Genomic DNA, 26,762 nt, shown 5'->3' with positions numbered 1-26,762 from the left:
GACCCCCGATTTCAGTGGAAGTCGGGTCCTCGATTTCAGTGGAAGTCGGGTCCTCGATTTCAGTGGAAGTCCGGTCCCGGGTTTCAGTGGAAGTCCGGTCCCGGGTTTCAGTGGAAGTCCGGGTTCTGAGTTCCACTGAAATCGGGTGGGGTCGTCGGAGGGGTCGGGATGGTTTTTGGGTGGGGGATGGGTTTTTCGGGTCTGGTGTGGGGTTTAGCGGCGCATTCGGGTCATGTCGGGGTCGTAGGTGGGGTCTGGGATCACCGTGACGGGGTGGGGTTGGTTGAAGTAGGTGACCGTCAGGTGGGTGTCGGGTTGGGCGAGGTCCGCGGGGAGCCAGGCGTAGGCGAGGCTCGCGCCGACCGTGTGGCCGTAGGCGGCGCTGGTGGTGAAGCCGACCGGTTCGTCGCCGGCGAGGACCGGTTCGGAACCCATCAGGACCGTGCCGTCGTCGATGCGCAGGCAGGCCAGGCGGCGGGTGGGTTCTCCCCGGCGGAGCAGGGCTTCTCGGCCGGTGAAGGGCCCCTTGTCCGGTTTCACCGCGAAGGCGACACCGGCTTCGTCCGGGGTGTGCTCGGTCCACATGTCGGTGCCCCAGGCGCGGTAACCCTTCTCCAGCCGCATGCCGTTGAACGCACCGCGGCCGGCGGGGAAGATGCCGTGACCGGCACCGGCCAGCAGGTCCCACAGGCGTCGGCCGAACTCGGCGGAGGTGTAGAGCTCCCAGCCGAGCTCGCCCACGTAGGACAGCCGCAGCGCCACCACCGGAACCTCGCCGACGTGCAGCCGCCGGGCGCGGAAGAACCGGAACTCCTCGTGCGAGACGTCGACGTCGGCCAGCGCGGCCAGCACCTCGCGGGCGCGCGGACCCCACAGCCCGATGCAGCAGGTGCCGCCGGTGATGTCGCGGACCTGCGCGGTCGCGTCGGCGTTGTCGCGCAGCCACGCGATGTCGCGAGGACCGTTGCAGCCGATCTGGAAGTGATCCCGCTCCAGCCGCGCCACGGTGATGTCCGACCGGATGCCGCCCTCGGGGGTGAGCATCAGCGTGTAGGTCACGTAGCCGGGCTGCCGGTCGATCTTGCTGGTGGTGAGCCGGCCCAACAGCTCGAGCGCGCCGGGGCCGGTGACCTCGGCGCGCGGCAGCGAGGTCATGTCGAACATCGCGACGCCTTCGCGGGCGGCCAGGTGCTCGGCACCGACGATCGGTGACCAGAACCGGCCCGCCCACTCCCCCGGACGCGCGATCTCCCTGCCCTGCAAGAGCTTCTCGTTGCTCGCGTACCAGTGCGGCCGTTCCCACCCGGAGGCCTCCAGGAACACCGCGCCGAGTTCGCGCTGCCGGTCGTGGAACGGGCTGGTGCGCAGCGGCCGGGGCTGCTCGGGCGGTTGCTGGGGGTGGATGATGTCGTAGACCTCGCGGAAGCTCTGCGCGCTGCGCTGCTCCAGGTAGGCGGGGCTGCGGGCGAAGTCGTCGAAGCGCCGCAGGTCGGCCTGCCGCAGGTCGATGTCCGGGGTGCGCCCTGCCAGCCATTGCGCCATCGCCCGGCCGACGCCGCCGGCGTGGGTGATCCACACGGCCTCGGCGATCCAGAAGTTCTCCACCTCGGACCGGCCCAGCACCGGCATCCCGTCGGAGGTGAACAGGAACAACCCGTTCATGCCCTCGCCGATCTCGGCCTCGCGCAGCGCGGGCAGCAGTCGCCGCGCCTCCCGCCAGGGACCGGCGAAGTCCGCCGGCGTGAACGGGTGCACCGAGGCCATGCCCTTCCAGCCACCGCCTTCGGAGGGAGCTTCGGTGCCGGGCGTGACGGTGGGCGTGAGCTCGTCGGTGCGCACCGGCATCACCCGGTGCCGGTAGGAGCCGATGCCGTAGCGGTCGTGCACCTGGCGGAAGTACATCGACCGGTCCTGGTGGCGCAGGATCGGTTGCGCCACTTCGGTTTCGCCGTCGTCGAGCACCGGCGTGGTCACCGCGTACTGGTGCGCCAGCGGCTGCACCGGGATCGTCACCCCGGCCATCCGGCCGATCTTCGGGCCCCAGATCCCCGCGCAGCACAACACGGTTTCCGCTGTCACGTCCCCGGACGTGGTGCGCACGGTGGTGATCCGGTCGCCGGTGATCTCGAACCCGGTGACCTCGGTCGCGCCTTCGAAGCGCACGCCGAGCCGCCGCGCTTCGCGCATCATCGCCTCGGCGGCGCGCACCGGCTTGGCGATCCCGTCGGTGGCCACGTGCAGCCCGCCGTGGATCCGGTCGGCGTCGATGCCGGGGATGCGTTCGAGCACCTGACCGGGGTCGAGGAGTTCGCCGCCGATGCCCCACGCGGTGGCGAGGCCGAGCTTGCGGTGCAGGTCGTCCCAGCGCTCGGGGGTGGTGGCGACCTCGATGCCGCCGACCGGGTGGAAGCAGGGCGACCCGTCGACCTCCAACGAGGAGTACAGGCGCACGGTGTCGGCGGCGAGCCGGCTCAGCGTTTCCGAGGCGTTGGTCTGGAAGACCAGGCCCGGTGCGTGCGAACTCGAACCGCCGGTCGCGGGGAGCGGTCCCTGATCGACCACGAGAACATCGGTGATCCCCTGGCGCGCCAAGTGGTAAGCGGTGCTGCACCCGACGATGCCCGCCCCCACGAGCAGGATTTGGACGCTCGAAACCATGGCTGCCGCCTTGTTGCGTCTACGACAACTATCTGCGCATACCGCAACAGTGCGCTCGGGGAAAGGGGTGCGTCAAGAGCCCGTCGACACGAATTTTCAGCCGTGGATCTTGTTGTGGGACAACGGGAAGCACCGTCCCTCTTTCGTGAATTGACCCGCTCGTCGCGGCGCTCCTAGCCTGGGTTCACCTCCGAATCGCAGGGAGGTGGCCGTGGTCGCAGCACCGCTTCCGCAACCGCCCGAGAGGCTGTGGCGCAACGCCGAGCCCGCCCGGCACTACGACGTGGTCGTCGTCGGTTCCGGTGGGCACGGGCTGGCCACCGCCTACTACCTCGCGCGCGAACACGGCATCCGCGACGTCGCCGTCCTCGAACGCGGTTGGCTGGCAGGCGGGAACATGGCCCGCAACACCGCGATCATCCGCTCCAACTACCTGTGGGACGCCAGCGCCGGGATCTACGAGCACGCCTTGAAGCTGTGGGAGACGCTGCCCGCCGAGCTCGACTGCGAACTGCTGCTCAGCCAGCGCGGCGTGCTCAACCTCGCCCACACCGAGCAGGAGGTGCGCGACTCCCGACGCCGGGTCTTCGCCAACCGCGCCAACGGGATCGACGCCGAATGGGTGTGGCCCGAGGAGGTCTCGCGGATCTGCCCGATCATCAACACCGACTGCCGCTACCCGGTTCTCGGCGCGACGTGGCAACCGCGCGGCGGCATCGCCAAGCACGACCTGGTGGCGTGGGCCTTCGCCCGCCGCGCCGACGAGATGGGCGTGGACCTCGTCGAGGGCTGCGAGGTCACCGGGTTCCTCACCGACGGCGACCGGGTGCGCGGGGTGCGCACCTCGCGCGGCGACATCGGCGCCGACCGGGTCGCGCTGGCCGCGGCGGGACGCACAAGCACCCTCACCGACACCCTCGGCCTGCGGTTGCCGCTGCAGAGCCACCCGTTGCAAGCGCTGGTCTCCGAGCTGCTGGAACCCGTGCACCCGTGCGTGGTGATGTCCAACCACGTGCACGTCTACTGCAGCCAGGCGCATCGCGGCGAGCTGGTCGTGGGAGCGGGCATCGACTCCCGCATCGGGTACAGGCAGCGCGGGTCGGTGCACGTGATCGAGCGTCAGCTCGCCTCGGCGTTGGAGCTGTTCCCGATCTTCGCCCGCGCGCACGTGATCCGGACCTGGGCGGGCACGGTGGACGTCACCCCCGACGCCTCGCCGATCATCGGCCCCACCCCGTGGGAGGGGCTGTACCTCAACTGCGGTTGGGGAACAGGAGGTTTCAAGGCCACCCCCGGGATCGGTCAGGTCTACGCCGACACCATCGCCCACGGACGCCCGCACCCGCTGGCCGAGCCCTACGGGCTGGACCGGTTCGTCACGGGCGCCCTCATCGACGAGCACGGCGCGGCGGCCGTCGCGCACTGATCCCGGGAGGTCGCGATGCTGCGGATCCGGTGCCCCTGGTGCGGGGAGCGCGACGAGGTCGAGTTCCGCTACGGCGGCCAGGCCGTCGACTACCCGGCCGAGCCCGGGGCGTTGAACGACCGGGAGTGGGCGGATTTCCTGTTCGTGCGGGACAACCCGTGCGGCTGGTGGCGGGAGCGGTGGGTGCACTCGGCCGGCTGCCGCCGCTGGTTCGAGCTGTGGCGCAACACCGAGACCGACGAGGTGGCGTGATGCGGCTCGACGACGGCGGGTGGATCGACCGGTCCCGCACCCTGCGATTCACCTTCGACGGGACCGAGTTCTCCGGGCATCCCGGCGACACGCTCGCCTCGGCGCTGCTCGCGTCCGGACGCGTCGAGGTGGCCCGCTCGACCTACCTGGACCGGCCGCGCGGTGTCCTCACCGCCGACCTCACCGAGCCGAACGCGTTGGTGAGCGTGGACGGAGATCCGTTCGCGCAGGCCACCGAGGTTCCGCTGCGCGACGGGCTCGAGGCCGAGAGCATCCCCGGCGTCGGTCGGCTGACCAGCGGCGACGCGCCGAAGTGCCACCGCAGGAACGCTCACACCGACGTCGCCGTGATCGGCGGAGGCCCGGCCGGGGTCGCCGCCGCCCTGGCCGCAGGGCAGTCAGGAGCACGCGTCCTGCTCGTCGAGCACGGCCCGACCCTCGGCGGCGAACGCCCCATCGACTGGATCACCCACGCCGTCACCACCCTGACCGATCACGGCCGTGTTCAGACCCCCGATCCCGAATACGGCCGTAATCGGGGACACGAATACGGCGGTATTCCGGGTTCTGATTACGGCGGTACTCGGGGCGACGTGGGGTGGGGTCGTCGGGGTGGAGGTGAGGAGGGGGTTCGAATCTTGTTGGGGGCTACGGTGATCGGGCGTTATGCGGGTGATTACCTGTTGATCGCTCAGGGGAACGTGATGTGGCACGTCAGGGCGGGCCGGGTCGTGCTGGCCACCGGGGCGCACGAGCGGCCTCTGGTGTTCGCCGGCAACGATCGGCCCGGGATCATGCTGGCCTCGGCCGTGTCGACCTACCTGCGCAGGTTCGCCGTGGTGCCCGGTCGCGAGGCGGTCGTGGCCACCACCGGCGACAGCGCGCACGCCACCGCCGCTGAGCTCGCCGCCGCCGGGTGCCGGGTGCGGGCCATCGTCGACAGCCGCAGCGACCCGCCACCCGCCGACGTCCCGGTGATCGCCGGGGCCACCGTCGCCGCCACCTCCGGCCGCTGCCTGGAATCGGTGCTGCTGTCCGACGGCACGGAGATCGACTGCGATCTGCTGGCGGTCAGCGGTGGCTGGAGCCCGGTGCTGCACCTGCACGACGGCGACCGCCTCTGGGACGACGGCATCGCCGCGGTGCGGCCGGTCGACGGCCTGGTCGCCGGTGCCGCGAACGGAACCTTCGACCTCCCCGGCTGCATCACCGAAGGGCTCCGGGCGGGCGCCCGCGCAGCGGGAACGGCCGCGCCCGCGGCGCCGGACCTGCCGCCGGAACCGATCCGCCCGCCCCACCCGGTCTGGCTGACGCCCGGCGACGACACCGAGCAGTTCGTGGACTTCCAGCGCGACGCCACGGTCGCCGACATCCGACGCGCGATCGGCGCCGGGTTGCGCTCGGTCGAGCACATCAAGCGCTACACGACCATCGGGGTCGGCAGCGACCAGGGCAAGACCTCGTGGGTCAACGCGATGGCCGTCATCGCCGCCGAACTCGGAGTCGGACCCGGTGAGGTCGGCACTCCCGCGTTCCGCCCGCCCTACGTCCCGGTCCCGTTCGCGCTGATGGCCGCCCACGAGCGCGGTGACCTCCACGACCCGATCCGCACCACCCCGATGCACTCCTGGCACGTGGCCCACGGCGCGGTGTTCGAGGACGTGGGGCAGTGGCGGCGCCCGCGTCACTACCCGCGGCCCGGCGAGGACATGGCCGCGGCCGTGCACCGCGAGTGCCTCGCCGCGCGCACCGGGGTCGCCATGCAGGACGTCAGCACGCTCGGCCGCATCGAGGTCGTCGGCCCGGACGCGCCGGAGTTCCTCAACCGCGTCTACACCGGCGGGTTCGCGAAGCTGCCGGTCGGCAAGGGGCGCTACGGGATCATGTGCTCCGCCGACGGAATGGTCTTCGACGACGGAGTCGTGCTGCGGTTGGCTCCCGACCACTACCTGCTGAGCACCACCACCGGCGGTGCCGAGAAGGTGCTGGACTGGCTGGAGCAGTGGCTGCAGACCGAGTGGACCGACCTCGACGTGCGCTGCACCTCGGTCACCGAGCAGTGGGCGGCGGTGGCCGTCACCGGCCCCGACTCGGGTGAGGTCGTCGCGCGGCTGGCGCCGGACCTGGGCGAGCTCGGGTTCCTGGAGTTCCGGGACACCGCGCTGCACAACGGGATTCCCGCCCGCATCGCGCGGATCTCGTTCTCCGGTGAACTGGCCTACGAGATCAACGTCCCGTCCTGGTACGGCCTGGCGCTGTGGGAGGACGTCGGCGTCACGCCCTACGGCACCGAGACGATGCACGTGCTGCGCGCGGAGAAGGGCTACGTCATCGTCGGCCAGGACACCGACGGCACCGTCACCCCGCTCGACCTCGGGATGCCCGTCTCGCAGCGCAAGGACTTCATCGGCAAGCGGTCGCTGAGCCGTTCCGACACCGCCCGAGCCGACCGCGAACAGCTCGTCGGCTTGCTGACCGAGGACCCCGCCGAGCTCCTGCCGGAAGGAGTCCGCCTGGCGGGCGGGATCGGCCACGTGACCTCCAGCTACCGCAGTCCGATCCTCGGCCGCACCATCGCGCTGGCGCTGGTCGAGTCCGGGCGGGACCGCATCGGCGAGCGCGTCGGGGTTTCGCTCGACGGCCGCGAGGTGCCGGTGCGGGTGCGCGAGCCGGTGTTCTACGACCCGGAAGGAGCCCGCCGTGACGGTCGACGTTGACCTGCGCCGCAGCCCGCTCGGGCACCGCGCGGCCGAGCTCGCGGAAGTCCTGGTCGAGGAGCCGTTCCTGCCTCAGCTCGACGTGCGCACGGACGCCGAGTTCGCGCTGGGACTGCGACTTCCGGAGGTCGACCGGGTGACCGGGGACGAGCATCGCGCCGCCCTCGGTCTCGGACCGGACGAGCACCTGCTGATCGGGGTCACCGGCACCGAGCCGGGCCATCGGAGCCTGGTCGACGTGTCGGCGGCCCGCACCACCCTGCGCCTGCACGACCGCGAGGTCCTGGAAGCCCTGTGCTCCCTCGACCTGCACCCCGGGGTGTTCGTCCCGGGGCGCTGCGCGCAGACCCTCGTCGCCGGGGTCCCGGTGATCGTCTGGCGCCTCGACGCCGGCTACCGGGTCCTGGTCCGCAACTCCTACGCCGACCACCTCGCCACGGCGTTGCTCGGCGCTCGCCAAGTGACCTCGGGTGTTGCACAATGAGGAACAGAAATTCCCGCCCATCCCGGATGATCGCGGAATAGGTCCGGCGAGCCGATAGGGTCTGGCCCGTGGCTAGTGCGTCTCAATCACGCGGAAGTAGCTCGGGTGCCCTGGTGCAATCTGTTGACCGGGCGGTGACCGTGCTGGAACTGCTGGCCCGCAACGGCGAGGTGGGCATCACCGAGATCGCAGGCGAGCTCGGCGTGCACAAGTCCACCGCCTCCCGTCTGGTCAGCGTGCTGGAATCGCGCGGTCTGGTCGAGCAGCTGGGCGAGCGCGGCAAGTACGCCATCGGCTTCGGGATCGTGCGGCTCGCGGGCGCGGCCACCGAGCGGCTGGACCTCTCGCGCATCGGCCAGGCCTACTGCGATTCGCTGGCCACCGAACTCGGCGAGACCGTCAACATCGCCATCCGCGACTTCGACGTGGCCATCAACATCAGCCAGGCCAGGGGCACCGCCTCGGTCACCGCGCACAACTGGGTCGGCCAGCGCACGCCGCTGCACGCCACCTCCAGCGGCAAGGTGCTGCTCGCCCACGCTCCCCGCGACGACCAGGACCGCGTCCTGGCGCGCAAGCTGGAGCAGTACACCGAGCAGACCGTCACCGCCGCCCGCCAGCAGCGCAAGGACTTCGAGCTGATCGTCCACGACGGCTACGCGACCAGCTACGAGGAGTTCGAGATCGGGCTCAACGCCGCCGCCGTGGCCGTCTACGACCACGAGGGCAACGTGGTGGCGGCGCTGAGCGCGTCCGGACCCACCTACCGCTTCACCCGCGAGCGGGTGAGAGAGGCCGTCGGGTACATGCGGGACGCGTCCGCGGACCTGTCGGCGCAGCTGGGCTTCCTCCCGTCAGTCCCGGGTGAGTGACAGCTCCTCCAGGTCGAGCTGGTGCATGACGCGGCGCAGCACCTCGTCGTCGATCCGGCGGGCGTCGCGGAACTGCACGAACACCGCCCGCTCGGCGGCCAGCATCTCGCTGCGCAACCTCTGGTAGGCGGCCGTGGGGCTCTCGCCCAGCTCCTCGTCGGAGCGGCCCAGCCGTTCCCACGCCCGGTTGGCGCGCTGCTCCGCTGCCCGCCGGAGTTGATCGGCCACGTCACCCGGTGGCTCGGTCTCCGCGGTCAGCTCGTCGAGGCGCTCCTGCGAGGCGCGCGCGGCGTTGTGCCTGGCCTGGGCCTCCGCGAGCGCGTCGGTGTAGTCCTCCCCGCCGGTCACGCCGAGCCGCTCGATCAACCGGCGCAGCGTGGTGCCGTGCAGCAGCAGCGTCGCGAGCGTGACGAACAGGGTCAGGAACAGCACCTCGTCGCGGTGCGGGAACGGCTGCCCGGACAGCGTCACCGTCGGGATCGCCGAGGCCGCAGCGAGCGACACCACCCCGCGCATCCCGGCCCACGACACGACCAGCTTGTACCGCCAGTCGGGGCGCTTGCCGCGCAGCCACTCCGGCAGGTACATCGCGCCGAACACCCACACCACGCGCGCCAGCACCACCGCGACCGTCAGCGCGCAGCCCGCCAGCAGCAGCGGCCCGAACCCGGTGCTCACCCCGGCCACGACGCTGCTGAGCTGCAGGCCGATCAGCGCGAACACGACCGCTTCCAGCAGCGTGTCCACCGCGCCCCACACGGCCTTGTCCTGCACCCGCGTCGCCGCGCTGCGCGCGGGCGCCTGGTGACCCAGGTACAGCCCGGCGACCACCACCGCCAGCACTCCGGAGGTGTGCGCCTCCTCGGCGACGAAGTAGGCGAAGAACGGCACGATCAGCCCGACCGCGCTGTCGAGCATGTCGTCGCGCAGCAGCGGCTTGACCCGGTTGACCACCCAGGCGATCACCAGACCGATCAGCGTTCCACCCACCGCCGCCAGCAGGAACATGCCCAGGCCCGACAGCAGCGAGGTGCCGGTGCCGATCGCCGCGGCCACCGCGACCCGGTAGGCGGTCAGCGCGGTCGCGTCGTTGACCAGGCTCTCGCCGCTGAGCACCGTCATCAGCCTGCGCGGCAACCCGACCCGGCGGCCGATCGACGTCGCCGCCACCGCGTCCGGCGGGGCGATGACCGCACCGAGCACCAGCGCCGCGCTCAGCGGCAAACCGGGCACCAGCCACCACGCGACCACCCCGGCGATCGCCGTGCTGAACAGCACGAGACCGATCGCCAGCAGCCCGATCGGCCGCAGGTTCGCCTTGATCCCCACCGTCGAGCTGTGCAGCGCCGCCGAGTACAGCAGCGGTGGCAGGATCAGCAGCAGGATCACGTCGGGGTTGATCGCGTAGTCCGGCACGCCCGGGATCGCCGAGACCCCCAGCCCGACCACGACCAGCACCAGCGGTGCCGACACGCCGAGCCGGCGGGACAGGGCGGTGACGGCCAGCGCTCCGGCGAGCAGGGCCATCAAAGCGGGCAGGTCGTGCATGCTCACTCCCGTCGGGACATGCTGAGCGGCAGGAGAGAAGGGACCAGACGATGTCGGATCGTTGCGCACACCTGACCGGTGCCGCCACTCAGCGGCCGAACCCCAGCAGCGTAAACGGATGCGAGGACTGCCTCGCCGCCGGTGAGAGCGTGTGGGCGCACCTGCGGATCTGCACGGACTGCGGCCACGTCGGTTGCTGCGATTCCAGCCCCAACCGGCACGCCACCGCCCACCACGAGCAGACCCGCCACCCCGTGATCCGCTCCTTCGAGCCGGGCGAGAACTGGATGTGGTGCTTCGTCGACGAGCAGCTCGTCGCCTGAGGTCTCAGTCGGTTTCCTCGGCGGCGTCCTCGATGGTCTCGCCGCGCCCGAGACGGCTGCGGTGCTTGCTGTAGACGAAGTAGATCAGCAGGCCGAGGGCCATCCAGATGCCGAATCGCAGCCAGGTCCAGCCTTCGAGGTTGAGCATCAGGTAGAGGCAGGCCAGCGCGGCGAGGATCGGGATCACCGGGACCAGCGGGACGCGGAACGCGCGCGGCAGGTCCGGTCGCGTCCGGCGCATCACCAGCACGCCGATCGAGACCAGCACGAACGCGAACAGGGTGCCGATGTTGGTCATCTCGGCGAGCACGTCGATCGGCGTCAGCGAGGCGATGATCGCGACCACGACTCCGGTGATCACCGTGATCCGGTAGGGCGTGCGGTACTTGCGGTGGACCTTCGCGAAGTACACCGGCAGCAGCCCGTCGCGGGCCATCGCGAAGCCGACGCGGGCCTGCCCGAGCATGAGGATGAGGATCACCGTGGTCAGACCGGCGATCGCGCCCAGCGACACCAGGCCGACGGCCCACGGAGCTCCGATCGCCTGGAACGCGGTGGCCATCGGTGCGGCGGTGTCGAGCTTGTCGTACTTGACGATGCCGGTCATCACCAGCGAGACCAGCACGTAGAGGACCGAGCAGATGGCCAGCGAGCCGAGGATGCCGATCGGCATGTCGCGCTGCGGCTTGCGGGTCTCCTCCGCGCCGCTGGCGACGATGTCGAAGCCGATGTAGGCGAAGAACACCAGCGCGGCTCCGGCCACCAGGCCGCTGACGCCGAACGAGCCGGTGCCGCCGAAGATCGCGTTGATCAGCGGGTCGTTGAGCGCGGAGCCGGTCTCGGACGGGTCCGGGGGCTGGTGCGGCGGGATGAACGGGTCCCAGTTGGCGGTCTTGACGAAGAACGCGCCGAAGATGATGAAGAACAGCACCACGGCCAGCTTGATCGCCACGACCACGTTGGTCACCGAAGCGCTGAGCCGGATGCCGACCACCAGCACGACGGTCAGCAGCAGCGCGATGATCGCGGCGGGCAGGTTCATCACCCCGCCCGCGCCCGGTGCGGCGGTCAGCGCTTCGGGCAACCCGAGGCCGACCGCGCTGAGCGCCTCGACGAAGTACTGCGACCAGCCCACGGAGACGGTGGAGGCGCCGATGACGAACTCCAGCATCAGGTCCCAGCCGATGATCCAGGCCAGGAACTCGCCGAGCGAGGCGTAGGAGAACGTGTAGGCGGACCCGGCGACGGGCACGACCGAGGCGAACTCGGCGTAGCAGAGGGCAGCGAGTCCGCAGGCGATGCCGGAGATGACGAAGGAGATCGAGATGCCCGGCCCGGCGTCGGTGGCCGCGGCGACACCCGTGAGCACGAAGATCCCGGTGCCGATGATCGCGCCGATCCCGATGCCGAGAAGGTCAACCGCTCTGAGCACGCGGCGCAACCGGAATTCCGGTGCCTCGGCGTCCTGAATCGACTGCTCGACCGATTTGACCCGCATGATCGACATGACTGGCCTCCCGGGTGAACCCGAAACTCAGCCCAGGATGGTGACTCGCGTCACACATCGCAAGGGTTCGGTGGCAAAAACGGCCGCTGCAATGCGACGACTCAGCCCTTGGTGTGCTCGTTGAGGGCGTCGATCGCCGAAGTCTTGGTCTCCTGGTCGACCGAGTCGGATCCCGCCTCCGGCGGGGCGACCGGCTCCAGGTCCGGGCGTGTCGGCTCGCGCCGCTCGGCGACCGGCTGGAACCGCGGGTGCGACGGTGGAGCCGGCGGCATGGGCCTGCGCGGAACGGGACGTCGCGGCTGGCTGGCGCTGATGTAGAAGCCCTGCAGCAGCAGGACGACGATCCCGACGATCAGCGCGGTGATGGCCAGGTAGAGGGCGTTGCGGTCCTTGCCCAGCCACCACAGCGCACCGCCGACGCCGACCGCGAGGCCGGCGACGATCGCCAGCAGGTGGAAGAGCAGATGAACGGGATAACCCCGCACGGCCGACACCTCCCCGGACTTGGGAATCGGGCCTCTCGGGTCAACACGCGCGACGGTGGTGGTGGGTTGCCCGCCGACCAGCTCGGAACGCGGCGACTTCGGGCTCGATGGTAGCCCTGACGACCATCAGATTGCCCGATCAACGATCGTTCGGAGCACAGGATCGATCCGCCGCGAAATCGTTTTCACCCGTTGGGGCGATCGGGCCGGAACGTGTGCGGCGTTCACGGCTTCCCGCACCTACCGTGAAAACAACAGGCCACAGTGGATCTGCTCGTGCATCGGACGACTCGAACGCGAGGCCGCCGACCCGACCGGGGTACCGGGTGGCGTCGCACGGGCAACCGATGGACGCGGACCGGCTAGGTTTCGGGGGTGTTGCCGGTGCTGAATTCATTGACGGGGTTCGCCGGAGCGGCGGGCATCGGCATTGGAATCGTTCTCGGGTTCTCGATCGTGATGTCGTGGGTGGAGCGAGGAATGCTCGGCTCCGGCACGACACGCCGAGGCAGACACCGCGATCACCAGCGCGGTCTCGTCGCCGCCTACCGCAGGCACCGCGCGGCGCTGCTGGCCAGGGGAGCGTTCCTACCGGCGGCAGCCGCCGTCGTCGCAACCGTCCGCGGCCCGCGCGGTGACGTCGTCGTCGCGGGAGGTCCCGGTGCGATGCGCCGGCCGGGGCCGCGGCACTCCTCCTTCGACCCGCCTACAGCACCTCGAAATCGGCGAAGTCGAACCCCGGCGACACCACGCACGTGACCAGCGATTCGACCGTCGCTGCAGCGGAGGCGCACTGCCAGGTCCCCGCCGGGATCACCGCCTGCGGGGTCTGCCCCGCACCGGCGCCCAGCACCAGCTGCTCGGGGTGGTCGGAGGGCTTCGCCCCGGTGCCGCCCAGGTGCAGCGTCAGCGGGCCGCCGCGGTGCCACAGCCACACCTCGTCGGAGGCCACCACGTGCCACGCCGAGCGCTGGCCGGGCGGGAGCAGGAAGAAGATCGTGGTCGCGGTCGGCCGGGTGCCGTTGGGGCGCTCGACCTCGACCGGGCTGGCCCAGGTCCGCCGGTACCAACCGCCCTCGGGATGCGGCAGCAGGTCGAACTCCTCGGCGGTGCGGCTGCGCGACTCCAGCGACAGGAATCGGCCCTTGACGTCGCGGCGCGCGTAGCGGATGCCGATCACCGATTCGCGATCCAGCGGGCCGTAGACGTGCGGGAACAGCGCCTCGTCGGACACCCCGGGCGGTGGCGCCGGGTCGGCGGCCTCCCAGCGCACCGGTGCGGACAGCCTCCCCGGGTCCAGCTCGACGGCGACCATCGGCTCCTCGACGTCGCTGTAGAGGTTGTTGGCCACGGCCAGCGTGGTGGGCACGTCGGGGGAGCAGTGCACGAAGCCCTGCGAGGACAGGCTGGAGGCTGTGATGGGCTGGTCGCGGTCGTTGTGGAAGGTGCTCAACGGCAGCAGGTGCAGCACGGTCGATCCGGTCACGTGGCCCAGTGTCCCGCGCCACCCCCGTCGGATGCGATCACCTGCGTAGGATTTTCGCCGTCCCGTGATGCCGGAGCCGAAGCGGAGGGTTGACATGCGGATCGCAGTGCTCGACGACTACCAGGACGTCGCCCGCAGCTACGCCGACTGGGACGGGCTCGACGTCGAGGTGTTCACCGAGCACATCGACGACGTCGACGAGCTCGTCTCGCGGCTGGAGCCGTTCGACGTGATCGCCGCGATGCGCGAGCGCACCCGCTTCCCGCGCGAGGTGATCACCCGGCTGCCGAACCTCAAGCTGCTGGTCACCACCGGCATGCGCAACGCCTCGATCGACCTGGACGCGGCGCGCGAGCACGGCGTGGTGGTGTCCGGTACCGGCAGCGGCGGCGGGTGGGGCGCGACCTCCGAGCTGGCGTGGGGGCTGATCTTCGCGCTGCTGCGCGACATCCCCGGGCAGGACCGGCAGATCCGCACCGGCGGTTGGCAGACCGGCGTGGGCGTGGAGCTCGGCGGCAAGACCCTCGGCGTGCTCGGGCTCGGGCGGCTCGGCTCGCACATGGCCACGGTCGGACGGGCGTTCGGCATGGACGTGATCGCCTGGAGCGGCAACCTCACCGAGCAGCGCGCGGCCGAGGCCGGCGCGCGGCTGGTCGGCAAGGACGAGCTGTTCGCGCGGTCCGACGTGCTCAGCATCCACCTGGTGCTGGGCAAGCGGTCCCGCGGTCTGGTGGGAGCCGCCGAGCTGGCGTTGATGAAGCCCACCGCGTACCTGATCAACACCTCGCGCGGCCCGATCGTCGACGAGGACGCGCTGCGCACTGCGTTGCGCGAGGGCCGGATCGCCGGCGCGGGCATCGACGTCTACGACACCGAGCCGCTGCCCGTCGACGACCCGTGGCGCGACACGCCGCGCACGGTCCTGACCCCGCACATCGGCTACGTCACCGACGACACCTACCAGGCGTTCTTCGTCGAGACCGTCGAGAACGTCCAGGCCTTCGCGGCGGGTTCCCCGATCCGGGTGCTCAACGAGGGCTGACCGGCCGAAGATTGCCCCTTGACTCAAGACGAGACGGACATCACAGTCATACCAACCGGTCGGTCTGGTCCTAAGACAAGGGAGTCTTTCGATGACTGCACAAGAACCACCCAGAACGCCGAAGAAGCTGCTCGGCGCGGCGCTGATCGCCAGTTCCATCGAGTGGTACGACTTCTTCATCTACGCCACCGCGGCCGCGCTGGTGTTCGGCACGCAGTTCTTCCCGAACGCCTCACCGCTGATCGGCGTGCTGCTGTCCTTCGCGACGTTCTGGGCCGGGTTCGTCGCCCGCCCCATCGGTGGCCTGGTCTTCGGCCACCTCGGCGACAAGATCGGCCGCAAGCCCGCGGTCGTGACCTGCCTGATCATGATGGGCACGGCGACGTTCCTCATCGGCGTGCTGCCCGGTGCGGGCACCATCGGAGTCGCGGCTCCGATCCTGCTGGTGACGCTGCGATTCCTGCAGGGCATCGCGGTCGGCGGGCAGTGGGGCGGCATCGTGCTGCTGCTGACCGAGAACAGCGCGAGCGGCAAGCGCGGCATGGCGGGCACGTTCGGTCAGATGGGCGTGCCGTTCGGCGTCATCTTCGGCAACCTCGCGTTCCTCGGAGTCGGCGCGATGATGAGCCAGGAGGCGTTCCTGTCGTGGGGATGGCGGCTGCCGTTCCTGTTCAGCGCGGTGCTCGCGCCGGTCGTGCTCTACATCCAGCTCAAGATCGAGGACACCCCGGTGTTCCAGGAACTGCAGGAGCGCCAGGAGAAGAAGGTCGTCAAGGCACCGCTGATGGAGGTCCTGCGCGATCACAAGCGCAGCGTGCTGCTGGGCGCCGGGCTCCTGTTCGCCACGAACACGTTCTTCTACATCGGGATCTCCGGCCTGCTCGACTACGGCACCCGTGAACTCGGCCTGCCCCGCCAGCAGCTGCTCGGGGTCACGCTGCTGACCTCGCTGGTCGGCATCTTCGTGATCTTCTTCTCCGGTTCGTGGTCCGACCGGCTGGGCCGCCGCCCGATGATCCTGATCGGGGCCGGGATGCTCGCGCTGTGGTCGTTCCCGTTCTTCTGGCTGATCGACACGGCGTCGATCTGGCTCATCGCCCTGGCCGGATGCATCGGTAGCGTCGGGCAGAGCATGACCTACGGCCCGCTCGCGGCCTACCTCAGCGAGCTGTTCCACCCGAGGGTCCGCTACTCCGGCGCGTCGCTGGCCTACCAGCTGGCGGCGATCCTGGTCAGCGGCGGAACACCGTTCATCATGACCGCGCTGCTGGCCGCCACCGGCACCTCGGCGTCGGTCTCGGTGTTCCTGCTGGCGATGTCGGTGTGCACCTTCGCCGCAGCGTTCTACCTGCGCGAAACCCACACCAAGCAACCCGCTCCGGCCCGAACCCCGGCCGAAGCCTGACCCCCGCGGGGGTTCCCGATTTCAATGGAAGTCAGAACCCCGATTTCAACGGAAATCCGCCATCACCGGACTTCCACTGAAGTCGGGGACGGGACTTCAGTGGAAATCGGGGGCGGGAGTTCCATTGAAATCGGGGACGGGACGGGGCCCGAGGTGGCGAGTGGTCACCTCGGGCCCCGTTCGCGTCGTGGGTCAGACGTCCTCGGCGAGGGTTTTGACCTGCTCGATGAGCTTGGCGCGGCCCGGGGCGTCACCGGCGAAGGGCGTCACGTTGAGGGTGGTGACACCGGCTTCCTTCATCGCCGCCAGCCGTTCCTTGACGTGCGACTCGGTGCCGATGAGGGAGATCTTCTCCAGCAGGTCGCGCGGCACGGCCGCGGCGGCCTCGTCCTTCTTGCCGTCGAGGTAGAGGTTCTGGATCTCCTCGGCTTCGGCCTCGTAGCCGTAGCGGCGGGCGAGGTTGTTGTAGAAGTTCTTGCCCTTGGCCCCCATGCCGCCGACGTAGAGGGCGACCATAGGTCGCACGAAGTCGACCAGCTCCTCCAGGCCTTCGCCGATGGCCAGCGGCGCCTGCGCGACCACGTCCAGCGGCGGGAGCGAGGCGTCGCGCTTGGCCTTGCCCGCGGCCAGCGGCTCGCCCCAGACGTCACCGGCGCGCTCGGGCAGGAAGAAGATCGGCTCCCAGCCCTCGGCGATCTCGGCGACCATCTCGACGTTCTTCGGGCCGATGGCGGCGATGAGGATCGGGATCCGCTCGCGCACCGGGTGGTTGATCAGCTTCAGCGGCTTGCCCAGGCCCGTGCCCTGCTCGGCGGGCAGCGGGATGTTGTAGTGCTTGCCGCTGTGCTCCACCTTCTCCCGGCGCCACACCTGCCGGCAGATGTCGACGATCTCCCGGGTCCGGCCCAGCGGCGCGTGGTACGGAACGCCGTGGAAGCCCTCGATGACCTGCGGTCCCGAGGCTCCGATGCCGAGGGTGAACCGGCCGTCGGAGACGAAGTCCATCCCGGCCGCGGTCATCGCCGTCAGGGTGGGCGTGCGGGTGTAGATCTGGAGGATGCCGGAGGCGATCTCCAGCCGTTCGGTCTTGGCGGCGATGAAGCCCATCTGGCTGACCGCGTCGAAGGAGTAAGCCTCCGGGACGTAGACGATGTCCAGCCCGGCCTTCTCGTACGTCGCCAGGTCGTCGACGGTTTCCTTGAAGCCTCCGCTGTAGTTCAGCGGCATCCCGATGCGCATCGGCCGTTCCTTCCGGGTCCGGCGGCGGCGGGTCGCGGCGACACCGCCGAGGTCTGCAGGCGAGGTTACCGCCGAGTACGCCCCAGCGGGGAGCCCGCCCGCACCGTCGCCTCATGTGATGCACCTCGCAATGCGACGCGGCGATTTGGTCGCACGACGTACGCCATGCCCATGCTGGTGGCATGTCGTTCATCAAGGCTGTGACTTCGTCATGAGACTCGCCATGCTCGACATCGGCTCCGCTGCGGCACGCCTGGACATCGTCGACCTCGCCAGCCCGCGGATGCCCCGCGCCACCTGGAGCGTCAAGTCCCGCACCCGGCTCGCCGAGCACACCCTGCCCGACGGCCGGGTCACCGAGGAGGGCATCGCCGACGCCGAACGCGCGGTGCGGCACTGCGTGAGCGCCGCGTCCGACAAGCCGACCGAGGCGCTGATCGCCTACGGGACCTCGGCGGTGCGCGACGCGAGCAACGGTGCTCGGCTGCGCAAGCGCCTGGGCGAGGCCGCCGGCGTGCGCATCGGCGTGCTCACCCCGCGCGACGAGGCCGCCGTCGCCTACCACGCGGCCCGCCGCTGGCACGGCCGCAGCGGACAGGCGATGACCACGGTGGACATCGGCGGCGGCACCGTGGACGTCGCGACGGGAACCGGCACCGACCCCGATCTGGTCGTCTCGCTCCAGCACGGAGCCGCCCGGTTGACCAGGCAGTTCCTGCCCGACGACCCGCCGACGCCCGCGCAGCTCGCCGACCTGCGGCGGGAGCTGCACGCCACGATCCCGAAAGCCCTGAGCCGGGTGGAGGGCGGTCACCCGCTCGCGCTGTCGAAGGTGCTGCGCCAGCTCGCAGTGCTCACCGAGAGCTCGCCGGACGAGGTGGCCCGCCGACCGCACCGGCTGCGCCTCAAGCAACTGTCGCGGTGGATCCCCCGGCTCGCCGAACTCGACCACGAGCAGCGCGCGCAGCTGCCCGGCGTCTCCCGCAGCAGGGGCAGGCGCATCCTGGCCGGCGCGATCGTCGCCGAAGTGATCATGGAGTCGCTGGAACTCCCGGAGCTGGAGATCTGCCCGTGGGGCCTGCGCCAGGGCCTGGTCTACCGGTTCCTGGAAGCGCGCACCCGCACCCGCGCCGACGCCCTCGACCTCGTGGGGACGCTGTTCGACTGACCCGCGAGCGCGTTCGGCGGTAGCGTTTCCGGTAGATCGACTAGGGAGGCGCTGTGGGACTGCTGTTGCACATCTTGATCACGATGGTGGCGGTGTGGATCACCACCGCCCTGCCGGGGATCGACCTCTCCGGCGAGGACACCACCACCAAGGTCCTGACGCTGCTGGCCGTCTCGGTGATCTTCGGCCTGGTCAACCTGGTGCTCAAGCCGATCGCCAAAACGCTGGGCTGCCTGCTCTACGTGCTGACGCTGGGCCTGTTCGGGCTGGTCGTCAACGGCCTGCTGTTCTGGCTGACCAGCTACCTCGCGGGCGAGCTCGACCTGCCGTTCCACGTCGACGGCTTCTGGGCGGCCTTCTGGGGCGCGCTGATCGTGTCCATCGTCAGCAGCGCGCTGGCCGGCATCGTCCGCCGCATCGCGCAGCCGGAGGGGGACTGAGTCGGTGCAGTGCGGACTGCGCGAGTTAGCCGCGCTGCTGGGCGACGTGACCGACGAGGTGGCCGAATTCCTGGGCGTCGCACCGGAACCCGGTGACGTGTCCGAGCAGTTGCGGGAGGTGGCGAGCACGCTCTCGCGCGCGTCGGTCTTCGGCCTGGCCGAGGTGCGCGTCCCGGACGAACCCGAGCTGCGCGCGGTCGTCGCGGTCGGCGACGGCGGGGGAGTGCGGGTCCGGGTGTCCGGTGAGGACGTGACCGCCGAGGTCGTCCGCCCGGACGCGCCCTGGCCCGCGCTCGTCGCGTGCCTGCCCAAGCGCGAACCCGCCGAGGGCTGCGAGGTCACGGTCCCCACGCGCGAACTCGCCGAAGCGCGGGCGGAGACCGCCGAACGGGACCAGGCCGCGGACTGGCTCGCCTACGAGCTCAAGCAGCGCGAGGTCCCCACCGACGACGCCCGCGCCGTGGCCGACCTGCTGGCCCGCGGCGACGACACCGAAGCCCGGCTCTCGGTCGCCTACCGGGGCGAGGGCGGCGAGTTCCAGCGCTGGCGCCACGGCATCGAGATCCGGCACTCGCCCACCGGCCGCTCGGCGGTCATCCCGGAATCGCCGGACGACACCTTCACCATGGTCGCCCCCGCCGACACCTACCTCCTCGGCAAGACCCTGCAGGAATACCTCGAAGACCTCACCCAGGCCCGGGATTGAGCGCGCTCAGCCCCGGGATCGCAGCCGGGCGGCGATGTCCTTGCCGATCAGCAGGGACGCCGTCGCGGCGGGGGAGGGGGCGTTGAGGACGTGGACCCAGTTCTCGTCCTCCACCACCAGGAAGTCGTCGACGAGGGTGCCGTCGGGAGTGATGGCCTGAGCGCGCACGCCCGCCTCGGCGCGCAGCAGGTCGTGGCCGCGCAGGTCGGGCAGCAGGGTGCGGGCGGCCCGCAGGAACAGGGGTTTCAGTGCGGAGCGGGCGATTTCGGCCGCACCGGTGCGCCAGTACTTCTTGGCCAGCACCCGCAGTCCCGGGTCGGTGGCGAGTCGCTGCAGGTGGGACGGCGAGATCGCGCCCCATCGGTAGCCCTCGCGCGAGAGCGCCGGTACGGCGTTCGGGCCCACGTGCAGGCTGCCGTCGATCATGCGGGTCAGGTGCACGCCGAGGAACGGGAACGCGGGGTCGGGTACCGGGTAGACCAGCGCGTTGACCAGGTCTCGGCTGAAGGACGTGGTCTCGTAGTACTCGCCGCGGAACGGCAGGACGCGGGCGGGCGGCGTGGTCCCGGCGAGCTCGGCGACGGCGTCGCTGTGCAGCCCCGCGCAGTTGACCGCCCGGCGGGTGCGGATCTCACCCCGGTCGGTGAGCAGCACCAGGTCGGAGCCGTCGCGGCGGACTCCGAGCAGCTCGGTGGCGGGTCGCAGGTCCACTCCGCGCTCGGCGAGGAGCTCGGCCAGCTTCTCGCTGACCGCCGCGAAGTCGGTGATGCCGGCGTCGGGGACCAGCAGCGCCCGCACCCCGCGCACGTGGGGTTCGCGTTCGCGCAGGCCGATCTGGTCGAGTTCGCTGACCTGCACGCCGTTGGCGGTGCCGCGGCGTTGCAGCTCCGCGAGTCGGGGCAGTTGATCGGTCGAGGTGGCGACCACCACTTTCCCGGTGCGCCGCACGGGGATTCCGTGATCGGTGCAGAAGCGGTACATCGCTTCACCGCCGGCTCGTGCGAACCGCGCCTTCGCGCTGCCCGGCGGGTAGTAAAGTCCACTGTGGATGACGCCCGAGTTGTGCCCGGTCTGGTGCGCGCCCCAGTGACGTTCCTTGTCCAGCACCGTGATCCGGCGGTCGGGCTGCTGCTCGATGAGCGCGTGAGCCGTGGCCAGGCCCACGATTCCGCCGCCGATGATCGCCACGTCGTTGGTCATGCCGCCATCCTGCGCGCTCGGATGCGCGGATTCCAGAATCGACCTCTCGAAATGTCGGCATGATCCTCGGTCGCACGTTTCTCGGGATTGCGCGGGAGATGACGTTCATCGGGGCTCAAGATCACCCTGTGCTAGGGTTCGTTCATCCTGTCGGGCGAACGATGTTCGACGCTGACAGTGGTATCGGCTTGGTCACGAGCGGTGAGTTCCAGACTCGCGTGCCTCATGCTGATGCCGAATTCCGCGCCGCATCCCCGGTCGCGGAGCCCTGCTGAGTTGAGTCGCGATTCCGGCGAACGTGCGCCGAACCGCGACCGGTTCGACGGTTACGAGGCGCTGTGACGCGGAGCAGTTCGGGTAGTGAGCACAAGACGATCCGGGCCCGCCTGACCCGCGTCGGGCTGGCACCCAGCATCATCCTGCTGGCCATCTGGCTGGCGTTCTCGGCGGTGCCGATCTACCAGGGCTTTCACTCCCGGGTGGTCGCCACCGAGATCCGCGACGCGGCGCTCCCGAGCGCCGACGCGTTCGCGGCCCTGCAGGAGGAGCGGCGGCTCGTCGTCGACCGGCTCAGCGGCCCGGGAGCCGATCCGACCGCCGTGGCCGCCCAGCGGCCCAAGACCGACCGCACCGTCGCCGAGATGCGCCGCACGCTGCGGGTCGCCGGCGAATCCGCCTCCCCGGAGGTCGCGGGCAAGATCAAGCAGCTGGACGGGCTGCTCGCCGAGCTGCCCGAGCAGCGGCAGAGCGCCGAATCCGGTCAGGCCGGCCGCACCCAGGCCCTGGACTACTACAACCAGGTCCTCGACGCCGGGCTCGACGTGTTCGAGTCCTACACCGAGACCGTCGCCGACACCGAGAGCGGCCACGCCGGGCACGTGGGCACCGAGCTGTTCCGCGCCGCCGACCAGATGTCGCGCGCGGCCTCGGTCGGCACCATCGCGCTCGCCGACGGCGAGTTCAGCACCGCGGCCCACCTCGAGTTCGCCCAGCTCGTCGGCTCCTACCGCAACACCCTCGAAGCCGAGATCCCCGCCGCCGAGCCGCGCGCCGGAGACATCGCCGAGCGGCTGCGAGGAGGTCCTGCCTGGGCGAGCGTCGCTCAGCAGGAGGACCAGCTCATCGGCCACCCGCCGCAGCGCTCCGGCCGCTTCGCCGTCGACGAGGCCTCCTGGCGGCAGAGCACCGCGCAGGTCGCGGGCGACCTCTCGGCCCTCGCCGTCGAGCAGGTCCGCTCCGGCGCGCTGATGGCCGTCAGCAACACCGGCGGACACCTCATCGGCGTGATCGTCGGCAGCCTCGTCGCGCTCGCCGCCATGCTGCTGGGCATCATGCTGGCCGCCCGCAACGCGCGGGTGCTGGTCAACCGGGTGCTCGTCCGGCGCCTGGAGAAGCTGCGCGACGACACCCTGCTGCTGGCCACCGAGCGGCTGCCCAACGTGATGGAGCGGCTCGAACACGGCGAAGAGCTCGACATCGAAGCCGAGCTGACCCCGCTGAACTACGGCGCGGACGAGATCGGCCAGGTCGCCGACGCGTTCAACACCGCCCACCACACCGCGGTCGTCGCCGCGGTCAAGGAGAACCAGGCCAAGGAAGGCGCCAACAAGGTCTTCCTCGGCATCGCGCACCGCAACCAGGGTCTGGTGCACCGCCAGCTCAAGACCCTGGACAAGATGGAGCGCAGCGAGGAGCACCCGGAACGGCTGGAGGGCCTGTTCCAGCTCGACCACCTCGCGACCCGGTCCCGGCGCAACGCCGAGAACCTGATCATCCTGGCGGGTGAGAAGCCGGGCAGGCAGTGGCGCAAGCCGGTGCGCCTGATCGACGTGATCCGCTCCGCGGTCGCCGAAACCGAGCACTACTACCGGATCCGGGTGCACTCCGCGCCGGAGATCTCGCTGGTCGGCGCTGCGGTCGGCGACGTGATCCACCTGCTCGCCGAGCTGATGGACAACGCCACGTCCTACTCGCCGCCTCGTTCGCAGGTCCAGGTCTACAGCAGCGACACGCCGCGCGGCGTGCTGATCCAGATCGAGGACGAGGGCCTGGGCATGCGCCCCGCCGACCGCGACGAGGCCAACGTCCTGATGGCCACCACGCCGCGCTTCGAGGACATCACGCGTCGCGGGGACTCCCGGCTGGGGCTGTTCGTGGTCGCTCGCCTGGCGGCCCGCCGGGGCATCGAGGTCGACCTCCGCGAAGCCGAGGAGCAGGGCACGGTGGCGTTCGTGCTGCTGCCACCGCACATCGTCGCCGAAGAGGCGGCGCAGGGCGACAAGCAGAGCATGTCGCAGTTGGCCGAGAAGGCCCGAGAACGAGCCACCGGGCAGTCGGTGGTCCGCGAGGCGCGGACCGCCCCGGTGACCGCGATCGAGGAGCCCGTGGCCGAGTTCGAACCGCGCTTCCCGTCGGACGATCCCGACGTCGAGCGGCCCCAGCTGCCGCGCCGCGACCGCCAGCAGAACCTGGCCCCGCAGTTGCGCGACGAACCCGACGGCGGAGTTGCGCAGGACACTGCGGCGCTCCAGCCTGAGCGGACGCGTGGCACCATGTCGGCGTTCCAACGCGGAACCCTGGATGCGCGCCGGGCCGGCGGCCGCGACCGAGCTTGACCCGACGATTTCGAGGAGCAGCGCAGGAATGAGCGAACAGATCGGTTCTGACGATGACCTGAACTGGTTGTTGGACGACCTGGTCAACCGGGTCGTGGGCGCCCGCGACGGGGTAGTGCTCTCCGGTGACGGGCTGCTGCTGGCGAGGTCCGAGGGACTGACCCCGCAAGACGCCGACCACCTGGCGGCCATGGCCTCCGCGCTGCAGAGCCTGGCCAAGGAGACCGGCAGGCACTTCGGCGGCGGTGGCGTCCGGCAGACCGTGGTGGAACTGGACACCGCGTTCCTGTTCGTCACCGCGGCGGGCGCCGGTGCGTGCATGGCGCTGCTCGGTGACGAGAACGCGGACGTCGGCATGATCGCCTACGAGATGAACCTGATGGTGATCCGTGTCGGCGAGTACCTGAGCGCGGCCCCGAGGGTGGATGCCGTGTCGCAGCTGCGCCAGCAGTGAAGGCGCTCCCATGTCTGAAGACGGCCAGCTCTGGCTGGACGAGGAGTCCGGGCCGCTGGTGCGACCGTATGCCATGGTGCACGGTCGCACCCGCCCGGCACGACCGGAACTCGACGTCGCCACCCAGCTGCTGACGTCGTGGAGCGGTGCCGATCGCAGCGGTGTTTCCGTTGAGCACGAGGAGATCCTGCGCCTGTGCGTGCGCCCGATGTCCATCGCCGAGGTCGCCGCGCATCTGGACACGCCCATCGTGGTCGCCAAGGTCCTGGTGTCGGACCTGATCGACCGCGGTGACCTCGTCACGGACAAGGCGTCCCGTCAAGCCCAACGACCCAACCGCCAACTCCTGGAAGCGGTCCTGGAGGGCGTCCGTCGCCTCTGACGACCCCCCGTGATCACGTCCCGCAGGTCGGGCCGCGAAACCACCCCCGCGCCGCCGACCGCTGGGGCACGATGGCGTGCATGCGCGATCTCCACCCGCAGCGGGAACCTCATGCCTCCGGTCACCTCGACGTCGGCGACGGCAACCTCGTCCACTGGGAGGAGAGCGGCAACCCGGACGGGAAGCCCGCGGTGTTCCTGCACGGCGGTCCCGGCGGCGGCTGCACGCCCGCGCACCGCGGCCTCTTCGACCCCGACGCCTACCGGATCGTGCTGTTCGACCAGCGCGGATGCGGTCGCAGCACGCCCGACGCGGGAGCTCTCGGCGCCGATTTGAGCAGCAACACCACCTGGCACCTGGTCGCCGACATCGAGCGCCTCCGCGAACACCTGGGCATCGAATCCTGGCTGGTGTTGGGCGGTTCGTGGGGCAGCACCCTGGCGCTGACCTACGCCGAAACCCACCCGGAGCGCGTCTCCGAACTCGTGCTCCGCGGCGTGTTCACCTGCCGGCGGTCCGAGCTCGACTGGCTCTACGCGGGCGGCGCAGCCAACCTCTTCCCCGACCGCTGGGCCGACCTGATCGCCGTGGTGCCCGAATCCGAGCGGGACGACGTGCTGCGCTCCTACCACCGGATGCTGCACGACCCCGACGACGAGGTCCGCGAACGCGCCGCCATCGCCTGGAGCCGCTGGGAGGCGAGCCTGATCGGCCTGCTGCCGCGCCCGGAGCTCGTCGAGAACTTCGGCGACCCCGCGTTCGCCGCGGCCTTCGCCCGCATCGAAACCCACTACTTCGTGCACGGCGCCTGGCTCGCCGAAGGCCAACTCCTCGCCAACGCCCACCGCCTGCACGGCATCCCGGGCACCATCGCCCAAGGCCGCTACGACGTCATCACCCCACCGTTCACCGCCTTCGAGCTCGCCGAAGCCTGGCCGGAGGCAGACCTGCGGATCATCCCCGATGCGGGCCACGCCTACGACGAACCCGGAATCCTCGACGCCCTGATCAACGCCACAGACCACTACGCGAGCTGATCGAACGACCCGGGCACCCGCAAAGTGCAAGCGATGCAGGGCATTCCGCACCAGGCGTCCATCAGCTCCAGCGCACCGGGAGGGAACTGCTGTCCGCCGAGCTCGCCGAGGCCGATGTGTTCGACCCCGCGAGTGTGTTGTCGGGAACCGACGACGGTGAGCGTCTCCTCGCGAGTGCGGCACAACCAGGTCGTGCCGACGAGGCGGGGCTGAACGCGCTCGCTGCTGTTCTGTTCTCCGTGCGTCGGCTCGAGGACGAGACCTCGGCGGCGGGCCCGCTCGCTCGTCGAGGCCGATCGGCTGGTGGAGCGGCTTTCACCCGACGACGAATTGCCCGAGAGCGGCTACTGGTACCGCCCGTGCTTCTTCCTGGGGCAGCGGGCACTGGTCCTGAGCGCTCTCGGTGACTCCTCGGCCGCACGCGCGGCGGCGGCCGAGTGCCTGGCCGAGTTGCCTGCCGAGTGGTCGGGCGCGGAGTGGATCAACGACGTGGTCGTGCTGACCGGTTGATCACATCCACAGGACGCCGTCCTGTTCGTGCTCGCGGAGGCGGTGGGCGATCATGCGGCGGAGGAGGTCTTCCGGAAGCGGCTGGTCGTAGCGGAGTTTCACCGTGCCCTTGCCGGTGTCGAATTTTGCCAGGTCGGCTTCGAAGGCTTCCTTCGTGCTCGGGGTGAACGCGAAGTTCACGTGCTTGGCGTGGCCGCTGATCACGAACAGGATCGTCCCCGACGGGTGCACCCACGCGGGATTGCCCCACTTGATCGCCTCGGTCGCGTCCGGAACCGCCTCGTCGGCGAGCCGCCGCAGCTGCTCCAGCAGCGCGCGTTCGGCCTCGGGGAACGCGTCGAGGTACTCGTCGATCGTGGTGGGTTTGGCCATGGGGGCAGTGTGGCACGCCGAGCTCGCGGCTCAGAGTCTCAGCAGCATGGTGTCGGCGTGCTCGCGGCGTTCCACGACGGTGAACCCCTCGGCCGCGTAGAGCAGCGCGGCCGGGTTCGCTCGCTCGACGCTGAGGCTGATCCGGGCGATGCCCCGCGCTCTCGCAGACTCGAAGAGCGCGCGCAGCAGCTTCCGGCCGACTCCGCCGCCTCGGCTCGCGGCATCGACACCGATCGCCAGCTCCGGGACGTCCGGACCGACGAACCCGTAGGCGGGCGAGGTCTCGTCGAAGTACCGCAGCCACGCGGCCCCGATCGGGCGGGGGGGGCGCGCCGCCCCCCCCCCCCGGTCGGGGGGGCGCGGCCCCCCCCCCCCCGAGTGGGGGACCGGCGCGGGGGCGGGCCGCGCAGCGCACAAAGGAAGAGAAAACCACA

The 26,762-nt window shown here is 70.5% G+C and carries 25 protein-coding genes; 16 read left to right on the top strand and 9 right to left on the bottom strand.

Going from position 1 to position 26,762, the window contains the following annotated elements; genetic code table 11:
- Nucleotides 1-213 precede the first annotated feature (213 nt).
- Complete coding sequence (locus AB0J91_RS21170) at nt 214-2,658, bottom strand: FAD-dependent oxidoreductase (RefSeq protein WP_363871474.1); 2,445 nt, start codon at nt 2,656-2,658, stop codon at nt 214-216.
- 211 nt (nt 2,659-2,869) lie between these two features.
- Between AB0J91_RS21170 and AB0J91_RS21165 the strand changes: the two genes are divergently transcribed.
- The 5 genes from AB0J91_RS21165 to AB0J91_RS21145 all read left to right on the top strand — a co-directional run bounded on the left by AB0J91_RS21165 (nt 2,870) and on the right by AB0J91_RS21145 (nt 8,409).
- The gene (locus tag AB0J91_RS21165; protein ID WP_363871471.1) at nt 2,870-4,084 is read left to right on the top strand and encodes a sarcosine oxidase subunit beta family protein; all 1,215 of its coding nucleotides are present in this window, start codon (nt 2,870-2,872) and stop codon (nt 4,082-4,084) included.
- Nucleotides 4,085-4,099: 15 nt separating this feature from the next.
- Nucleotides 4,100-4,336 (top strand): sarcosine oxidase subunit delta, encoded by a 237-nt coding sequence (locus AB0J91_RS21160; RefSeq protein WP_363792545.1) that lies wholly within the window; start codon nt 4,100-4,102, stop codon nt 4,334-4,336.
- Nucleotides 4,336-7,053, top strand: coding sequence for a 2Fe-2S iron-sulfur cluster-binding protein (locus AB0J91_RS21155; RefSeq protein WP_363871468.1), 2,718 nt, complete (start codon nt 4,336-4,338; stop codon nt 7,051-7,053). Before AB0J91_RS21160 ends, AB0J91_RS21155 begins: the two co-directional genes overlap by 1 nt.
- The gene (locus AB0J91_RS21150) at nt 7,037-7,537 is read left to right on the top strand and encodes a sarcosine oxidase subunit gamma (RefSeq protein ID WP_363871465.1); all 501 of its coding nucleotides are present in this window, start codon (nt 7,037-7,039) and stop codon (nt 7,535-7,537) included. Before AB0J91_RS21155 ends, AB0J91_RS21150 begins: the two co-directional genes overlap by 17 nt.
- Before the next feature lie 113 nt (nt 7,538-7,650).
- Nucleotides 7,651-8,409: an IclR family transcriptional regulator gene (locus AB0J91_RS21145; RefSeq protein WP_363871462.1), complete on the top strand. Its 759-nt coding sequence runs from the start codon at nt 7,651-7,653 to the stop codon at nt 8,407-8,409.
- Here the strand turns inward: AB0J91_RS21145 and AB0J91_RS21140 are convergent.
- Nucleotides 8,392-9,957 (bottom strand): Na+/H+ antiporter, encoded by a 1,566-nt coding sequence (locus AB0J91_RS21140; protein WP_363871459.1) that lies wholly within the window; start codon nt 9,955-9,957, stop codon nt 8,392-8,394. The two genes, AB0J91_RS21145 and AB0J91_RS21140, sit on opposite strands and share 18 nt — an antisense overlap.
- 50 nt (nt 9,958-10,007) lie before the next feature.
- Here AB0J91_RS21140 and AB0J91_RS21135 point away from each other — a divergent pair, with 50 nt between their 5' ends.
- A complete protein-coding gene (locus AB0J91_RS21135; RefSeq protein WP_363871456.1) occupies nt 10,008-10,280 on the top strand; it encodes a UBP-type zinc finger domain-containing protein in 273 nt (90 codons plus the stop codon).
- A 4-nt stretch (nt 10,281-10,284) separates the two neighbouring features.
- On the opposite strand, the gene AB0J91_RS21130 is transcribed toward AB0J91_RS21135, so the two are convergent.
- From AB0J91_RS21130 to AB0J91_RS21120, 3 genes are all read right to left on the bottom strand, one after another.
- Entirely contained in the window at nt 10,285-11,787 is a 1,503-nt protein-coding gene (locus tag AB0J91_RS21130; RefSeq protein ID WP_363871453.1) for an amino acid permease, read from the bottom strand.
- Nucleotides 11,788-11,888: 101 nt separating this feature from the next.
- Entirely contained in the window at nt 11,889-12,272 is a 384-nt protein-coding gene (locus AB0J91_RS21125) for a hypothetical protein (RefSeq protein ID WP_363871450.1), read from the bottom strand.
- A gap of 706 nt (nt 12,273-12,978) precedes the next feature.
- Nucleotides 12,979-13,758, bottom strand: a complete 780-nt coding sequence (locus AB0J91_RS21120; protein ID WP_363871448.1) for a cupin domain-containing protein — start codon at nt 13,756-13,758, stop codon at nt 12,979-12,981.
- A 94-nt stretch (nt 13,759-13,852) separates the two neighbouring features.
- On the opposite strand from AB0J91_RS21120, the gene AB0J91_RS21115 reads away from it, so the two are divergent.
- On the top strand, nt 13,853-14,800 hold the full coding sequence (locus AB0J91_RS21115; RefSeq protein ID WP_363871445.1) for a D-2-hydroxyacid dehydrogenase family protein: 948 nt from the start codon (nt 13,853-13,855) through the stop codon (nt 14,798-14,800).
- A gap of 91 nt (nt 14,801-14,891) precedes the next feature.
- Entirely contained in the window at nt 14,892-16,205 is a 1,314-nt protein-coding gene (locus tag AB0J91_RS21110) for an MFS transporter (protein ID WP_363871442.1), read from the top strand.
- A gap of 192 nt (nt 16,206-16,397) precedes the next feature.
- On the opposite strand, the gene AB0J91_RS21105 is transcribed toward AB0J91_RS21110, so the two are convergent.
- Entirely contained in the window at nt 16,398-17,444 is a 1,047-nt protein-coding gene (locus AB0J91_RS21105) for an LLM class F420-dependent oxidoreductase (RefSeq protein WP_363792521.1), read from the bottom strand.
- A 211-nt stretch (nt 17,445-17,655) separates the two neighbouring features.
- On the opposite strand from AB0J91_RS21105, the gene AB0J91_RS21100 reads away from it, so the two are divergent.
- From AB0J91_RS21100 to AB0J91_RS21090, 3 genes are read left to right on the top strand one after another with little or no spacing between them, the layout of a single operon-like run.
- Nucleotides 17,656-18,612: an exopolyphosphatase gene (locus tag AB0J91_RS21100; protein ID WP_363871439.1), complete on the top strand. Its 957-nt coding sequence runs from the start codon at nt 17,656-17,658 to the stop codon at nt 18,610-18,612.
- A gap of 53 nt (nt 18,613-18,665) precedes the next feature.
- Nucleotides 18,666-19,052 (top strand): phage holin family protein, encoded by a 387-nt coding sequence (locus AB0J91_RS21095; protein ID WP_363792517.1) that lies wholly within the window; start codon nt 18,666-18,668, stop codon nt 19,050-19,052.
- Nucleotides 19,053-19,056: 4 nt separating this feature from the next.
- Nucleotides 19,057-19,758: an ESX secretion-associated protein EspG gene (locus AB0J91_RS21090; protein WP_363871436.1), complete on the top strand. Its 702-nt coding sequence runs from the start codon at nt 19,057-19,059 to the stop codon at nt 19,756-19,758.
- Between the two features lie 6 nt (nt 19,759-19,764).
- Here AB0J91_RS21090 and lhgO read toward each other — a convergent pair whose 3' ends face one another.
- Nucleotides 19,765-20,958, bottom strand: a complete 1,194-nt coding sequence (lhgO, locus tag AB0J91_RS21085) for an L-2-hydroxyglutarate oxidase (protein ID WP_363871433.1) — start codon at nt 20,956-20,958, stop codon at nt 19,765-19,767.
- Between the two features lie 338 nt (nt 20,959-21,296).
- Between lhgO and AB0J91_RS21080 the strand changes: the two genes are divergently transcribed.
- From AB0J91_RS21080 to AB0J91_RS21060, 5 genes are all read left to right on the top strand, one after another.
- Nucleotides 21,297-23,573 (top strand): nitrate- and nitrite sensing domain-containing protein, encoded by a 2,277-nt coding sequence (locus AB0J91_RS21080; protein WP_363871430.1) that lies wholly within the window; start codon nt 21,297-21,299, stop codon nt 23,571-23,573.
- A 28-nt stretch (nt 23,574-23,601) separates the two neighbouring features.
- The gene (locus AB0J91_RS21075) at nt 23,602-24,027 is read left to right on the top strand and encodes a roadblock/LC7 domain-containing protein (RefSeq protein ID WP_363792507.1); all 426 of its coding nucleotides are present in this window, start codon (nt 23,602-23,604) and stop codon (nt 24,025-24,027) included.
- Nucleotides 24,028-24,037: 10 nt separating this feature from the next.
- A complete protein-coding gene (locus AB0J91_RS21070) occupies nt 24,038-24,409 on the top strand; it encodes a DUF742 domain-containing protein (RefSeq protein ID WP_363792505.1) in 372 nt (123 codons plus the stop codon).
- Between the two features lie 80 nt (nt 24,410-24,489).
- Nucleotides 24,490-25,446 (top strand): prolyl aminopeptidase, encoded by a 957-nt coding sequence (gene pip / locus AB0J91_RS21065; RefSeq protein ID WP_363871427.1) that lies wholly within the window; start codon nt 24,490-24,492, stop codon nt 25,444-25,446.
- 303 nt (nt 25,447-25,749) lie between these two features.
- Complete coding sequence (locus tag AB0J91_RS21060) at nt 25,750-25,956, top strand: hypothetical protein (protein WP_363871424.1); 207 nt, start codon at nt 25,750-25,752, stop codon at nt 25,954-25,956.
- Here AB0J91_RS21060 and AB0J91_RS21055 read toward each other — a convergent pair whose 3' ends face one another.
- Both AB0J91_RS21055 and AB0J91_RS21050 read right to left on the bottom strand, forming a co-directional pair.
- A complete protein-coding gene (locus AB0J91_RS21055; protein WP_363871421.1) occupies nt 25,957-26,328 on the bottom strand; it encodes a DUF1801 domain-containing protein in 372 nt (123 codons plus the stop codon).
- 30 nt (nt 26,329-26,358) lie between these two features.
- The coding region (locus AB0J91_RS21050) for a GNAT family N-acetyltransferase (protein ID WP_363871418.1) at nt 26,359-26,762 on the bottom strand (404 nt) is incomplete at its 5' end.

This window comes from Saccharopolyspora sp. NPDC049357 (genome assembly GCF_040677225.1).
Lineage (GTDB): Bacteria > Actinomycetota > Actinomycetes > Mycobacteriales > Pseudonocardiaceae > Saccharopolyspora.
Note: the sequence above shows the minus strand (reverse complement) of the source record. Positions and strands in the feature narration are given on the sequence as shown.

What these genes read in the sequence shown, in the direction of transcription:
- AB0J91_RS21140 (WP_363871459.1), bottom strand. Translation starts at nt 9,957, where the DNA reads ATGCACGACCTGCCCGCTTTGATGGCCCTGCTCGCCGGAGCGCTGGCC.
- AB0J91_RS21115 (WP_363871445.1), top strand. Translation starts at nt 13,853, where the DNA reads ATGCGGATCGCAGTGCTCGACGACTACCAGGACGTCGCCCGCAGCTAC.
- AB0J91_RS21075 (WP_363792507.1), top strand. Translation starts at nt 23,602, where the DNA reads ATGAGCGAACAGATCGGTTCTGACGATGACCTGAACTGGTTGTTGGAC.
- AB0J91_RS21130 (WP_363871453.1), bottom strand. Translation starts at nt 11,787, where the DNA reads ATGTCGATCATGCGGGTCAAATCGGTCGAGCAGTCGATTCAGGACGCC.
- AB0J91_RS21070 (WP_363792505.1), top strand. Translation starts at nt 24,038, where the DNA reads ATGTCTGAAGACGGCCAGCTCTGGCTGGACGAGGAGTCCGGGCCGCTG.
- lhgO (WP_363871433.1), bottom strand. Translation starts at nt 20,958, where the DNA reads ATGACCAACGACGTGGCGATCATCGGCGGCGGAATCGTGGGCCTGGCC.
- AB0J91_RS21135 (WP_363871456.1), top strand. Translation starts at nt 10,008, where the DNA reads ATGTCGGATCGTTGCGCACACCTGACCGGTGCCGCCACTCAGCGGCCG.
- AB0J91_RS21100 (WP_363871439.1), top strand. Translation starts at nt 17,656, where the DNA reads ATGAGACTCGCCATGCTCGACATCGGCTCCGCTGCGGCACGCCTGGAC.
- AB0J91_RS21160 (WP_363792545.1), top strand. Translation starts at nt 4,100, where the DNA reads ATGCTGCGGATCCGGTGCCCCTGGTGCGGGGAGCGCGACGAGGTCGAG.
- pip (WP_363871427.1), top strand. Translation starts at nt 24,490, where the DNA reads ATGCGCGATCTCCACCCGCAGCGGGAACCTCATGCCTCCGGTCACCTC.
- AB0J91_RS21155 (WP_363871468.1), top strand. Translation starts at nt 4,336, where the DNA reads ATGCGGCTCGACGACGGCGGGTGGATCGACCGGTCCCGCACCCTGCGA.
- AB0J91_RS21105 (WP_363792521.1), bottom strand. Translation starts at nt 17,444, where the DNA reads ATGCGCATCGGGATGCCGCTGAACTACAGCGGAGGCTTCAAGGAAACC.
- AB0J91_RS21170 (WP_363871474.1), bottom strand. Translation starts at nt 2,658, where the DNA reads ATGGTTTCGAGCGTCCAAATCCTGCTCGTGGGGGCGGGCATCGTCGGG.
- AB0J91_RS21055 (WP_363871421.1), bottom strand. Translation starts at nt 26,328, where the DNA reads ATGGCCAAACCCACCACGATCGACGAGTACCTCGACGCGTTCCCCGAG.
- AB0J91_RS21110 (WP_363871442.1), top strand. Translation starts at nt 14,892, where the DNA reads ATGACTGCACAAGAACCACCCAGAACGCCGAAGAAGCTGCTCGGCGCG.